This window comes from Natrinema salinisoli, assembly GCF_020405205.1.
Taxonomy (GTDB): domain Archaea; phylum Halobacteriota; class Halobacteria; order Halobacteriales; family Natrialbaceae; genus Natrinema; species Natrinema salinisoli.
This window is the reverse complement of sequence record NZ_CP084469.1, coordinates 944,869-957,794: the sequence shown is the minus strand read 5'-3', so window position 1 is coordinate 957,794 and position 12,926 is coordinate 944,869. Positions and strand designations below refer to the sequence as shown.

The following is a 12,926-nucleotide window of genomic DNA, read 5'->3' as shown; positions in this document are numbered from 1 at the left end:
TCGTCTACCGACCCTCCTCCTCTCTTCCTTGCCGACGGGGAATTGCGATCGGGACCAGCCCGTAGTTTTATATATCCAACATGAATACGATCCGGAAGAGTCGACGTGTTCGGACGTAGTCGGACGACCGCCACTAACGAACCGACTCGAGACCCCGAGACAGTCGATGGTTCGTCGGAGTTGTCACTGGACGATGTCCATCACTTGCTTCAGACGAAACGGCGTCGGGACGTGCTCCGATACCTCCGTGAGGCAGAGGAACCCGTTCGGTTACGTGAACTCGCGGAACAGGTCGCAGCCTGGGAACAGGGAACGACCGTCGACGAACTCACCTCGGACGAGCGCCAGCGCGTGTATATCTCGTTGTATCAATCCCACCTTCCGAAGCTCGACAATCACGGAATCGTCGACTACGACAAGGACCGCGGGCGGGTCGAACCGACGTCACGGACGTCGCTACTCGATTCGTATCTCGAGCCGCCCACCGGATCCGACTCGTCCGACCGGTGGCCACGACGGTACGCCGGGACGGTCGTTTGCTGTACACTGCTGATCGGAGCGATCGCGACGGGACTCCTCCCGATATCGGATCTCGTCGGTGCGGGGTTCGTTCTCGCCGCGTTTGCTATCGTTACGAGCGCACACGTCTGGTCGACCGGTGCCTATCGTCAGTAGTCCCTCGAGAGAGCGGCCCGACCGAACCCGGGAGCCAATCGACGACCGTCAGTCGGCGCGGGAAGCGAGTGTCGCGGTCGATTCGGCGGACCGCTCGAGGAGTCGGCGGGCGTGAAACGCGACCGAAAAGTCCTGCGGGCTCGGGAGGGCACAGGCGAGCCAGCCGATCGCCGCCGCAGCGACGACCGGTGTTTCGGTCGTCACGTGGCCAGCGACCCCCAGTCCGAAGACGGGAACCGCGAGCGAGAGGGGTGCGAGCGCCGCAAGGCGGAGAACCCAGGCGGGCTCGTTGCCGGTCGGGCGGGGAGAGACGGCAGCCCAGGGACGGGTCAGGAGGAGCGCGATGACTCCGTCGGAACGGCCAGGGAAATAGGAGACGGAGTACTCGACCCGCGCGAATCGCAGGACGATCGCGTGTGTCCACTCGTGGGCCACCAGTCCGACCGCTACCGCGAGGACCAAGGCACAGCCAGCAACCACCACGTTCGATCCGATCATGCGGAACGCGAGACGCACACTGTCAGATGCCAATCGGGTGGGACAGCGCTCATCTCACGCACTCGAGTCGATACCCCGCTGGTGGAAGGTCCTCCGCCTGTACCAGTTGTCCGCTTAAGTACCAGACGTCCGTTCGAGCCCCCCTGTGACTGACGGAGAACGGCGTTGGTCTCGGCTCGAGCGGGCACTCACTCGCGAACCCCCATACCGTGAGTGACATCGGTCGATGTGTACGGCCCGTTTCGACGTGGCTTTCGACCGGACAAGGATTAAGTAATGTTTCGTGGTAGCAGTTATCATGTCGTCAACTGATACGCTCGAGTTCGGCCACGCGGACCGCAAGGAGATCTACGAGTACGTCGAGCGACACGGGGCGGTCGACCCGGACGAGACCCAGGAACACCTCAATCTCGATCCGAGCGGGTTCCGACACCACGTCGCGATCCTCAAACGTGACGGCCGGATCGAGGAACAGGACGGCACGCTCAGAGTGACGATCGATGCAGGTGCCGAAGAGGAGTACGTCTCCGAGGCCCTCGAGTTCCACATCCGTCCGGCGCGTCAGGAGGACCTGACGGGCATCGTCGGCGCGATCCGACAGGTCGCGGAAGAGAAGACGTACATCGAGGCCGAGAGCGTCGCCGACGAGATCGATCACGAAGACGCGTTGCTCCGGCACAACGAACTCGAGTCCAGGATGTTCTTCGTCGCCACGGTCGAGGACGACGTCGTCGGCTGGGTTCACCTCCACGCGCCGGAACTGGAGAAGTTGAGTCACACCGCCGAGCTCACCGTCGGCGTGCTCGAAGAGTACCGCGGCCACGGCGTCGGCTCGCACCTCCTCTCGCGGGGCCTCGAGTGGGCCGGCTCCAACGGCTACGAGAAGGTCTACCAGAGCGTCCCGTCGACCAACGAGGAGGCGATCGCGTTCCTCGAGGAACACGACTGGGAGACCGAGGCGATCCGGGAGGACCACTACAAACTCAACGGCCATTACGTCGATGAGGTGATGATGGCCGTCGAGCTGTAGCCACGTTCAGATCGGTGAACGTGTCGGACCGCGATCAGTCCGTTTTATACGACAGTCCGTGGAACCGAGAGGCATGCGTTTCGCTACCCCCGTACAGTACCGGTGGGAGGGATGGGGGGAATCGACCGCTGCCATCGTCGCGATGGGGCTCGCACTGGCGGTCGCCGGAATCGTCCGGACGCTCGAGACGCCGGTCTCGCAACCTGCCCTCGCGTTCGAACTGTTCGTTTCGCTGCTCGTCCCGACGGGGCTGGCAACGGGCGGCGTCTGGCTAGCCCGTCGTGACGTTCCGTCCGACGCGCGCGACAGGGTCGCGACTCGCGTTTCGATCGGGATCGTCGCCGCCTGCGCGCTCGCTCTCTGGCTCGTCGGCTACGTGACACTCGAGGGCGGCGCGGTCCGCGACCCGATCGCGCTGGTGACGATCCTCACCGCGGTCGGCGGCGCGACCGGCTTCGCGACCGCCGTTGGGACGTCGCTCGAGGCCACCAGCGTGGACTCGGCCGACGCGCGGGAACACCCGCCGGACGAAGACACCGAATCGTCGTCGGCGACGACACCGGAGGCGGCACCGCCCGCCGATCGGCCGACCGAGACGCCCGCCGGAGTAACCGAGTTGATCGGTCCAGCGGTCGCCGACACACCGACGTCAGCCCGTGCCGCGGCCACTGGCGGAGAAACGGCGACCACGAGCGCGTCGACGACGGCACCGGCGTCGCACCCTCGTCCGTCGCCGAACGCCGAGGCGGGCCCCCGTTCCGGAGATTCCGCAAGGTCCCCGTCGACTACCACGACCGTCTCGACGGCGACTCGGGAACCGGGCGTCGATACCGTCGCGTCGGTCCCCGCGACCGCGAACGAGGTCCTCGCCGTGCTCCGGAACGAACGCGCCCGAATCGCCCTCGCCGTTCTCTACCACGAATGGGACGACGAGACGCGATCCGTGGACGATCTCGCCCGCGCCGTCTCGTATCACGTCGACGATTCAGCCGACGCCGTCGAGGCCGGCCTGCGGCACGCGACGCTTCCCCGACTCCGAGCGATCCGGGCCGTCGACTGGGATCCCCACGCGAATCGCGTCTCGGCGTCGGACCACGCCGTCTTCGAAGAAGGGGTCCGAGAGGCGTCGGTCCTCCTCGAGTCGTTCGAGCCGGGAACCAGATAGCAATCCGCCGGGACCGCTCCCCCGAGCGGTCCGCGGCCCATACCGGGCGATGAAACGGCCCGTCGTCGTCACCGATCCGGAGTTGTGGAATCGAAAGGTAGTTTTCCCGGACCCTGCTACCCTGAGCCATGCTTTCGATCGCGCTTGCCGGGAAACCGAACGCCGGCAAGTCCACGTTTTACACCGCGGCGACGATGGCGGAGGTAGACGTCGCCAATTATCCCTTCACGACGATCGACGCCAACCGCGGCGTGAGCTACGCCCGGACCGAGTGTCCCTGCCTCGAGCGCGACGAGCGCTGTAACGCAGACAACTGCGAGGACGGCAAGCGCTACGTCCCGATCGAACTCCTGGACGTCGCGGGACTCGTTCCCGGTGCCCACGAGGGGAAAGGCCTCGGCAACCAGTTCCTCGACGAACTCACGAACGCGGACGTGATCGTCAACGTCGTCGACGCCTCCGGCGGGACCAACGAGAAGGGCGAACCCGTCGACATCGGCGACCACGACCCGCTCGAGGACATCGACTTCATCGAGGAGGAGATGGACCTCTGGCTGGCGGGCATCGTCGAGCGAAACTGGGAATCAGTAGAACGCAAGTCCCGCTCGCCCGACTTCGACATCGACGACGCGCTCGCGGACATGCTCTCGGGCTTCGGTGCATCACCGAAACAGATCGCGATGGTCCTCCGGGACCTCGACTATCCCGACGACCCCATCCAGTGGGAGGACGACCACCGCGAAGCGCTCGCTCGGGACGTTCGCCAGCGAACCAAGCCGATCGTCGTCGCGGCGAACAAGATCGACGTCGCACCCGAGGAGAACGTCGAACGACTGCTCGAGCTCGACAAGCCCGTGATCCCCACGACGGCGGAGGGAGAACTCGCGCTCCGCCGGGCGGCCGACAACGACCTGATCGAGTACGACCCCGGCGACGAGACGATCGAGATCGGCGACGGCGTCACCGACGCACAGCGCGGGGCGCTCGAGGACCTCGCTGACACGATGGCCGAGTGGGGCGGGACGGGCGTTCAGGCGGCGCTCGATCACGCGGTGTACGACCTTCTCGACCACCTCACCGCTTACCCGGTCGAGGACGCCTCGAAGTGGTCCGACGGCAGCGGCAACGTCCTCCCCGACGCGTTCCTGCTGCCCCAGGGGTCGACGCCCATCGATCTGGCCTACAGCGTCCACTCCGATATCGGCGACGGCTATCTGCACGCGGTCAACGCGAAATCGAACCGGGAGATCGGCGAGGAGTACGAACTCGAGGAAGGCGACGTGATCAAGATCGTTTCGACCGCCTCTTGACGAAGAAACGTGAGTCGGAGTTCGTCCAGTACTGCACCGAGTCGTCACGAGGGACGGAAGCCGATTCGCAGAGGGGTTCTCTCGTCCTCGAGCGCCCCCCAATTCAGCAGGCGTACGATTTATTTGAGGGTTCGTGGTGAGAGCCATCCATGGCCGAAAAGCAACTCTCCGAGGAACAGCTCACTCGTGACGAGGCCGCCGACCGACTGCGAGCGCTGGCCGACGAGCTCGAGGGTGATGGATCGGCGCAGGTCCAGACCGGGAACAAGACGACCGAACTTCGACCGCCGGCCACGATCGCCTACGAAGTGGGAATTCGCGAGCGGTCGTCGATCCTGCGCGGGGGGCGTGAGACGGTGACGATCAAGATGGACTGGAAGCCAGCGAACGTCTCCGAGGAGTCTGCAGAGTCGGAGGAAGAGTAGCGGTCGGCACTGTGAGAACCCCTGCCGAATTCTATAGATTTCCGCAGTATCACGGCTTCTATCGGGTAGAGATGCAGTTTTACTCGCTGGCGTTCTATCCCTACTATGACTCCCCGTCCCACCCGCGTTTCCCGTCCCCTGCGCGAACGAGACACCGCGTCGCAGTTGGCCGCCCTCAGCGACCGTCTTGAGGCCGCTGAGCGCCGACAGCGCCAGCTACAGAACACCATCGCCGCGGTCGGCCGGGAGGCCGGCGTCTCAGTCGGCTGCCTGTGTGGTCACTGCGAGGAGAGCTTCACGCTCATCAAAGCCGGGAGCATGTTCTGTCCGCGGTGCGGACACCGCCGGTCGCTGTAGCACCACCTCGAGCGGCTCCGTTTCGGGCGATCGCTCTTCGAGCGCAGTAGTGATCACACCAGCCGACCGATCGGATCGAACCGAACGGCGGCGACGAGCACGGCGAGGAAGACGTACGAGCCGCGGATGAGCAACATGGTCGCCAGTTCGGGGTCGGCTCGCCGCGCGATACCGGCGACCGCGGCGAACGCGAGGGCCGCCACAAGCGCCGTCAGCGGGAAGATGCGAGCGGCCGCGAAGGCGACGACGGCCACTAACGCGACGGTCATCAGGCCGTAGGCGATGTCGTAGGCGCGATCGGGACCGAACGCCACTGCGACGGTCCGCTTCTCGATCGACCGGTCGTACGCGTAGTCCTGGGCGTCGTCGATCACCTTGATCCCCGAGAGGAGCGTGAGGAAGACGAGCGCGAATCCGAGGGGGACAGCGGTGATCGTCCCCGCCTGCACGTAGAATCCGCCGAGCACCGACAGGGCGATGCCGAGCGGATACCCGGTCGTCGCCGTCAGGGGATTCGTGTCGAGCTGCGGGGCGTGGTGGTAGGCGATCAGCCACGTCGGAAGCGTCACCGCGACCGCGATGCGATCGACGAGGACGCCGAGGGCGAGACAACACAGCGCGAACGTCGCCGTCGACAAGGCGAGCGCGAGTCGACATCCCGTTTCGGTCAACGGGTGGTCGTCGTCCTCGCCGCGGATGTGAAAATCGACGTACCCGTCCTTCACGTGGGCCGTGTAGACCGCCGCGAACATCGCGACGACGTGAACCGCCGCGAGGACCGGATCGACGTTGCCGGCGAGGATCGCGCCGAACAGCGACGCGGCCAGCGGCGGCGTCATGAAGACCGGATGGACCTGCGACCAGACGGCTCGAGCCGTCGGACCGACGCCGGTGCCGTCTCTCGCGATAGCCATACTCCGGTCGACAACGAACTGACGTATAATACTCCGGTCGGGGCCGCACGCGCTGGGATCGAACTTCCGAGACACACAGTTTGATGTGCCGTGCAGTACCACGAAAAAGCATGACAGATGGTTACACCGGTGCGGATCTCTTCACTGACGCCCTCGAGTCCTACGGGGTCGACTACGTCTTCGGCAATCCGGGGACGACGGAACTGCCGATCATGCAAGCGATCGGCGAGAGCGACCTCGAGTACAGGCTCGGGCTCCACGAGGACATCGCGGTCGGGATGGCCGGCGGCTACGCCCAGCGGCGGCGGTATCACGCCCACCACGACGACTCGATCACGCCGGTCGGCGTGGCGAACCTCCACATCGCTCCGGGGCTGGCTCACGGGCTGGGCAACCTCTACGCGGCCAAGATCGCCGGAGCGCCACTGGTCGTGACGGCGGGCAACCACAGCACGGATTTCCGCCACGAGGAGCCGATTCTCTCGGGCGATCTGGTCGACATGGCCGACCAGTTCTGCAAGTGGTCCGACGAGGTACTCGACGTCTCGGCGCTGCCGACGATGCTCCGGCGGGCCTTCCGCGTCGCGATGACGCCCCCGACCGGGCCGGTCTTCCTCGGACTGCCCCTCGACGTCATGCTGAGCGAAACCGACGCCGAACCCGAACGACTCGGCTCGATTCCGAACGCGGGGAGCGGCGATCCCGTCCAGCTCGAGCGCGCGGCTGAGCTGCTGGCCGAGGCCGACGATCCGGTGATGGTCGTGGGCGACCACATCGCCAGATCCGGGGCGGACGCCGTCGCCGCGGCGGTCGACCTCGCGGAGGCGACGGGGGCACGGGTTCACGGCGAGATCCTCTCGTGTGAGGTCGACTTCCCGACGGACCACGAGCAGTGGGTGTCCTACCTCCCGACCAGCGAGGACCTCGCCGCGATGTTGATGGACACCGACACCATCCTCTTTGCGGGCTGTTCGACGAACACGACGCTGACCCGCCACGAGGAGGCGCTGGTCGACGACGACACGACCTGCATCCACCTGAGCGACGACACCTGGCAGATCGGCAAGAACCAGCCCGCTGACGCGGCCGTGATCGGGGATCCCGGACTCGTCATGGAGGGGATCACCGAGCGCGTCCAGGGGAAGCTCTCGGACGACATCGTGACCGACCGACTCGACGCGGTCGCGGACGTCAAAGAGATGGTCGAGGCCAAGATGGCGGGCTACGGCGAGGGCAGTGCGGCGGACGACCCGCGCTCCTCGAAGGCCGAACTGGTCGACGCCATGGAACGCGTCGCGGGCGATGCCGCAATCGTCGACGAGGGCGTCACCTCGAAGTACGCCATGCTGACCCGGTGGGACCTCGCCCCCGAACAGTACATCTCGAACAAGGGCGGCGGCCTCGGATACGGACTCCCGGCAGCGGTCGGTGCCGCCGTCGCCGAGGAACAACGCGACGACCCTCGCGACGTCGTCGGCTTCATCGGGGACGGCTCCTACCAGTACTACCCCCACTCGATTTACAGCGCAGCTCGCTACGATCTGGACCTGACGGTCGTCATTTCGGACAACCGCAACTACCGCATCCTGAAGGACAACACGCTCAACATCATGGGCGGCGAGGAGGACGACTACGAGTTCGTCGGGATGGACTTCGACCCCGCCGTCGACCTCGTCAAAAACGCCGAGAGTCACGGCGCACGCGCCGAACTCGTCGAAACGCCCGACGAGATCGAGGGAACACTCGAGGACGCGCTCGGTCGCGAGGGAACGGACGTGCTGGACGTCTTGGTTCAGGACTGACGGTCGCCGGACGATGCTGCCGACGACCGCGAGGCCGCCTCACTCGGCGACCTCGAGCGCCCGTCCGAGCGCGACGGCCGTTGCCTCGTCGTACCAGTCGGTCACGAGTTGACAGCCGACCGGATCACCGCCGTCGCCCACCGTCGCGACCGGGACCGAGAGCGCCGGGTGGCCGGTGAGGTTGAACGGACCGGTGTTGGCGATCGTCCGCAAGAGGTCCGCGTCCTCGCTGATCTCGCCGGAGTCGGGCGCGGTCATCGGCGTCGTCGGCAGCACCAGCGCGTCGTAGTCCGCGAGGCGATCGTCGACGACCGATTCGAACGCTCGACGGACGTTTCGTGCGGCGACGTAGCCCGCGCCGTCGTCGGCCGCGTTCAGGGCTCGCCCGACGACGAGCCGTGCGCGCACGTTTTCGCCGAGTTCGTCCGCGTCCATCTCAGCCACCGCCTCGCGCCAGGGCTCGCTGTAGCCGGTCCCGACGCCGTAGTCCTGCCCCGCCTGCGCGACCAGCGTCGTGAACTCCGCGGCGGTGACGGCGGCGTTGACCAGCGACTGCGTCTCGAAGCCGGGGAGTGACACCGGTTCGACGGTCGCGCCCGCTGCCGCCAGTCGGTCGGCCGCTCGCTCGACGGCCGCAGCGACCTCGTCGTCGGCTCCCTCCTGGGCCTCGGTGACGAGTCCGACCGTCAGTCCGTTGATCGCGCGATCCAATCCGTCCGTGGGGTTGGGTTCTCGCATGCCGACCGACGACGGATCGCGCCGGTCGGGGCCGTTGATTGCCTCGAGGACGGTGGCCGCCGTCTCCACGTCGGGCGCGAGCGGGCCGACGTGGTCGAGCGAGGTCGCCAGGTCCGCGAAGCCGAACCGCGGCACGGTCCGGAACGTCGGTTTGAACCCGACCACGCCGCAGAAGGAGGCGGGGATGCGGATGGAGCCGCCGGTGTCGGTGCCCAGCGCCGCGTCGACCAGCCCGGCGGCGACGGCCGCCCCGCTCCCGCTCGAGGAGCCGCCCGGCACGCCCTCGGCGCCCGGATTCTCGACGGGCCCGTGCGCGCAGGTCTCGCTCGTGGTGAAGTAGGCGAACTCGTCCATGTTCGTCGTTCCGACGAGGTCCGCGCCCGCCGCGAGCAGCCGCTCGGTGACGGCAGCGTGATACTCGGGCTCGAAGGCGAGCGCAGCCGAGCCACACGTCATCGGTACGCCGGCGACCGCGATGTTGTCCTTGACCGCGAGTTCGATCCCCGCGAGCGGGCCCGACTCGGCACCGGATAGCTCGCATCGATACAGGAAGGCGTTGTACTCGTCGGCGGCCTCCCTAACGCTCGCCGCGGGATCGGCGTCGGCAGCCGCTGGCTCGAGATCGTCCAGCAGTGCGGCGGTCGCCTCTGCCCCGGCCGCGTACTCCTCCCGCTCGGCCTCGGTGAGGGAGAGCCCGTAAGTCGTTGCCGCCGCCTCGATCGCCTCGAGAATGGTATCGTCTATCACGGTGAATGCTGACAGTACCCGCGTATTAACGATTGGGTCGCCGGCAGAGCGCGGGGCCGTCAGGAGCGCCAGTAGGCCGGCGTCAGGATTACCAGCACGGAGAGGATCTCGAGCCGGCCGATCCACATGAGAAAGACCATGTACAGCTTCGCGGCCCCCGAAAACGGCTCGTAGCTGTTCATCGGGCCGACGACGCCGACGCCCGGCCCGACGTTTCCGAGCGTCGCGATGGTGGCGCTGATCGCCTCGAGCGCCGACAGCGAGAGGCCGGGGGTTCGATAGGCGTCCAGGAAGAGCAGGACGGTCGAGACGGCGAACAGCGAGAGGAAGAGCAGGATGAAGACGAAGATGCTGTGAATCGCGTCCTCGTCGATGACGTCTCCCGACGTACCCATTCGGACCGGACTGACCGCCTGCGGATGGACGACCCGGAACAGTTCACGCCGAATCGACTTCCCGACGACGTACCAGCGGATGATCTTGATCGAGCCGGCAGCGGACCCAGCCGATCCCCCCAGAAACATCGCGAACAGCAAAATCACCTGCGTCGACTCGCTCCACGTGTTGAAGTCCATGCTGGCGTAGCCGGTCGTCGTCACGATCGCCAGCGTCTGGAAGAGCCCGTGGCGCAGCGATCGCTCGAGGCTCCCCGGAATTACGCCGACGTTTTCGGGGACCGCGGCGAAGCCGATCCCGAGGAACAACAGGACTGAGAGGAGCCCGCCGACGATCCCCATCGACAGGATGTACGACCTGAACTCGGCGTTGTCGGTCAGGCGCCTGGGCTCGCCGCGCCAGGCGTACCAGTAGAGTGCGAAGTTCGTTCCGGCGACGATCATGAAAGGCATGATCGCCCACTGGACGATCGGTGAGAAGGCCTCGATGCTGCGGCCTTCCGGCGAGAAGCCGCCGGTCGGCAGCGTCGTGAGCGCGTGGGCGACGGCGTTGTAGAACGTCATGTTCTCGGCCAGTCCGAGCAGCTGGAGCCCGTAGTAGACGACCACCGCGGCGAGCGTGAACCAGGCGTAGATCAGCCAGAGGGCTCGCGCCGTCTGTCTGATTCGGGGCGTCAACTTCTCGACCTGAATCCCCGGCGATTCCTCCCGAATGAGCTGTGTCCCACCGACGGAGAGCTCCGAGAGGATCGCGACCATGAGCACGAGGATCCCCATCCCGCCGAGCCACTGGGTCAGCTGTCTCCACATCATGATCGATCGCGAGTGCGTCTCGACGGAGATCTCGCCCATCACCGTCGCGCCGGTCGTCGTGAACCCGCTCATGCTCTCGAAGAAGGCGTTGACGGGATAGGCGATCGTCCCCGTCCCCGCGACGAGGTACGGGATCATTCCGACGAGGGGGACGGCGAGCCACGTCAGCGCCACCATGAGGAACGCCTCGCGGTGCTCGAGCGAGGGATCCGGCTCGAGACGCTCGAGGCCGATCCCGACGGTGACAGCGACGACGAGGGCGACGAGAAACGGCAGCGGACTCTCCCGGTAGTACAGCGCGACGACGGTCGGAAAAAGTAGCGTCAGGGAGAGATACTTCAGTACGGTTCCGACGAGGCTACAACTGGACCGGACGTCGACGTGAATCCTGCGTGTCATAGGTATCTGGGTTCGCAGCGGAGCGCGAACTCATCGCTTTCTCGACCGGCGTGGTTATTTGGTCGGAACCGCGGAAACTCAATAAAAACTGCGTTACGAACGGGTCGCACCACACAGAATGACGGCCAGCGATCCAGTGCGATTCTATCAGTCGGGACCGCGGACCCGGTCGCCGTCGGCCGTCTCCGGGAATACCTTCCCCGGATTGAGCGTGTCGTTCGGGTCGAGCGCTCGCTTGATCGTTCGCATGGCCTCGACCGCGCCGGCGCCGTGTTCCGGCTCGAGGTACGCCTGTTTCCCCTGGCCGATACCGTGCTCACCAGTCGCGGTTCCGCCCATCTCGATCGCGAGTTCGACGAGCCGCCGATAGAGTTCCTCGCCGCGTTCGACCTGATCGGGGTCGTCGGGATCGACGAGCACGCTGTAGTGGAGGTTGCCGTCGCCCGCGTGGCCGAAGCACGGCACGAGGAGGTCGTACTCGTCGGCGAGCCGCTTCGCTTCGTGAACGGTTTCGGGATAGGAACTGATCGGCACCGTGACGTCGCCGGGGTGGAGCGACTCGAGGTCGGGATCGTAGCTCGCGACGGCGAAGGCGAGCTCCCGGCGCGCCTCCCAGAGCTCGTCCATCCCCTCGTCGTCGTCGCTCATCTCGAATCGGACGACGTCGTGATCCTCGAAGATCGCCCGGCAGAGCTCGATCTCCTCCTCGACGCCGTGGTTGGCGTGGAACTCGAGGAAGACCATCGGCGCGTCGGGCAAGTCGCTGCCGAGGTAGTCGTTGGCCATCGTCGCGCTCAGCCCGTCGACGAGTTCGATCCGGGCGACGCCGACGTCGGTCCGGACCGCGTCGAAGACCGCCTCCGCCGCGTCGTCGAGCGTCTCGAAGATCGCCCGTCCGCCGCGGATCTGTTCGGGCCGACCGGCGAGTTCCAGCGTGGCTTCGGTGACCACCGCGAGGGTCCCTTCGCTGCCGACGACGAGATCGGTCAGGTTGTAGCCGCTCGAGGTCTTGATCGCCCGCGATCCCGTCTGCACGACGGTGCCGTCGGCGAGCACCGCCTCGAGGCCGAGCACCCAGTCTGCGATCTCGCCGTAGCGGACGGTCTGCATTCCGCTGGCGTCGGTCGCGATCATTCCGCCGATCGTCGAGATGTCGCCCGAGGAGGGCAGCGGCGGGAAGAAGAGGCCGTCACCGGCGACGTACTCGTCGACGTCCGAGCCGATGATTCCCGGACCGACGTCGATCTGGAAGTCGTCGGGCCGGTAGTCGACGACGTCGTCCATCCGCGTGCAATCGAGACTGATTCCGCCGTGGGCGGGAACGGCGTTCCCCTCGAGTCCGGTCCCCGCAGCGTAAGGTGTAACCGGAACACCGCGGTCGTTTGCGGCGGCGAGCACTGCCGACACGTCGGCCGTATTCTCGGGCCAGACGACGGCGTCCGGCAGCACGCCGCCGCCCTCGTTTTGCTCCGTCCCCCAGTCGGCCGCGTGCGATTCCCGGCGTCCGTCCGCGAACGATAGCTGATCGTCCGCGAGGTCGAGGTCCTCGAGGAACGAACAGTCGTGTGCCATACGACCACGTTAGTCACTGGCAGTATCAACGTTTCCCACCGGTTCGAACGGTGAGGGAACGCCCGACGCTCAGGACCGGGTCGGCA

Annotated in this window: 12 protein-coding genes; 7 read left to right on the top strand and 5 right to left on the bottom strand. The window is 66.3% G+C overall.

Annotation, left to right across the window (positions count from 1 at the left end; translation table 11 throughout):
- The first annotated feature begins 105 nt into the window (after positions 1-105).
- Entirely contained in the window at positions 106-675 is a 570-nt protein-coding gene (locus LDB05_RS04775; RefSeq protein ID WP_226006785.1) for a DUF7344 domain-containing protein, read from the top strand.
- Between the two features lie 48 nt (positions 676-723).
- Here the strand turns inward: LDB05_RS04775 and LDB05_RS04770 are convergent, their stop codons facing one another.
- The gene (locus LDB05_RS04770) at positions 724-1,173 is read right to left on the bottom strand and encodes a hypothetical protein (protein ID WP_226006784.1); all 450 of its coding nucleotides are present in this window, start codon (positions 1,171-1,173) and stop codon (positions 724-726) included.
- 298 nt (positions 1,174-1,471) lie between these two features.
- On the opposite strand from LDB05_RS04770, the gene LDB05_RS04765 reads away from it, so the two are divergent.
- From LDB05_RS04765 to LDB05_RS04745, 5 genes are all read left to right on the top strand, one after another.
- Positions 1,472-2,203 (top strand): GNAT family N-acetyltransferase, encoded by a 732-nt coding sequence (locus LDB05_RS04765; RefSeq protein ID WP_226006783.1) that lies wholly within the window; start codon positions 1,472-1,474, stop codon positions 2,201-2,203.
- Positions 2,204-2,276: 73 nt separating this feature from the next.
- On the top strand, positions 2,277-3,368 hold the full coding sequence (locus tag LDB05_RS04760) for a hypothetical protein (RefSeq protein ID WP_226006782.1): 1,092 nt from the start codon (positions 2,277-2,279) through the stop codon (positions 3,366-3,368).
- Between the two features lie 128 nt (positions 3,369-3,496).
- Positions 3,497-4,678, top strand: a complete 1,182-nt coding sequence (locus LDB05_RS04755) for a redox-regulated ATPase YchF (RefSeq protein ID WP_226006781.1) — start codon at positions 3,497-3,499, stop codon at positions 4,676-4,678.
- A gap of 149 nt (positions 4,679-4,827) precedes the next feature.
- On the top strand, positions 4,828-5,103 hold the full coding sequence (locus tag LDB05_RS04750; RefSeq protein WP_226006780.1) for an amphi-Trp domain-containing protein: 276 nt from the start codon (positions 4,828-4,830) through the stop codon (positions 5,101-5,103).
- A 105-nt stretch (positions 5,104-5,208) separates the two neighbouring features.
- On the top strand, positions 5,209-5,460 hold the full coding sequence (locus tag LDB05_RS04745) for a hypothetical protein (RefSeq protein WP_226006779.1): 252 nt from the start codon (positions 5,209-5,211) through the stop codon (positions 5,458-5,460).
- A gap of 53 nt (positions 5,461-5,513) precedes the next feature.
- Here LDB05_RS04745 and LDB05_RS04740 read toward each other — a convergent pair whose 3' ends face one another.
- Positions 5,514-6,374 carry a UbiA family prenyltransferase gene (locus LDB05_RS04740; RefSeq protein ID WP_226006778.1) on the bottom strand — a complete coding sequence of 287 codons (861 nt, stop codon included), beginning with the start codon at positions 6,372-6,374 and terminating at the stop codon, positions 5,514-5,516.
- 110 nt (positions 6,375-6,484) lie between these two features.
- Here LDB05_RS04740 and LDB05_RS04735 point away from each other — a divergent pair, with 110 nt between their 5' ends.
- On the top strand, positions 6,485-8,176 hold the full coding sequence (locus tag LDB05_RS04735) for a thiamine pyrophosphate-binding protein (protein WP_226006777.1): 1,692 nt from the start codon (positions 6,485-6,487) through the stop codon (positions 8,174-8,176).
- A 39-nt stretch (positions 8,177-8,215) separates the two neighbouring features.
- On the opposite strand, the gene LDB05_RS04730 is transcribed toward LDB05_RS04735, so the two are convergent.
- The 3 genes from LDB05_RS04730 to LDB05_RS04720 all read right to left on the bottom strand — a co-directional run bounded on the left by LDB05_RS04730 (position 8,216) and on the right by LDB05_RS04720 (position 12,840).
- Positions 8,216-9,661, bottom strand: a complete 1,446-nt coding sequence (locus LDB05_RS04730) for an amidase (RefSeq protein ID WP_226006776.1) — start codon at positions 9,659-9,661, stop codon at positions 8,216-8,218.
- Between the two features lie 59 nt (positions 9,662-9,720).
- Positions 9,721-11,268: a TrkH family potassium uptake protein gene (locus LDB05_RS04725; RefSeq protein WP_226006775.1), complete on the bottom strand. Its 1,548-nt coding sequence runs from the start codon at positions 11,266-11,268 to the stop codon at positions 9,721-9,723.
- A 147-nt stretch (positions 11,269-11,415) separates the two neighbouring features.
- On the bottom strand, positions 11,416-12,840 hold the full coding sequence (locus LDB05_RS04720; RefSeq protein WP_226006774.1) for an FAD-binding oxidoreductase: 1,425 nt from the start codon (positions 12,838-12,840) through the stop codon (positions 11,416-11,418).
- Positions 12,841-12,926 lie beyond the last annotated feature (86 nt).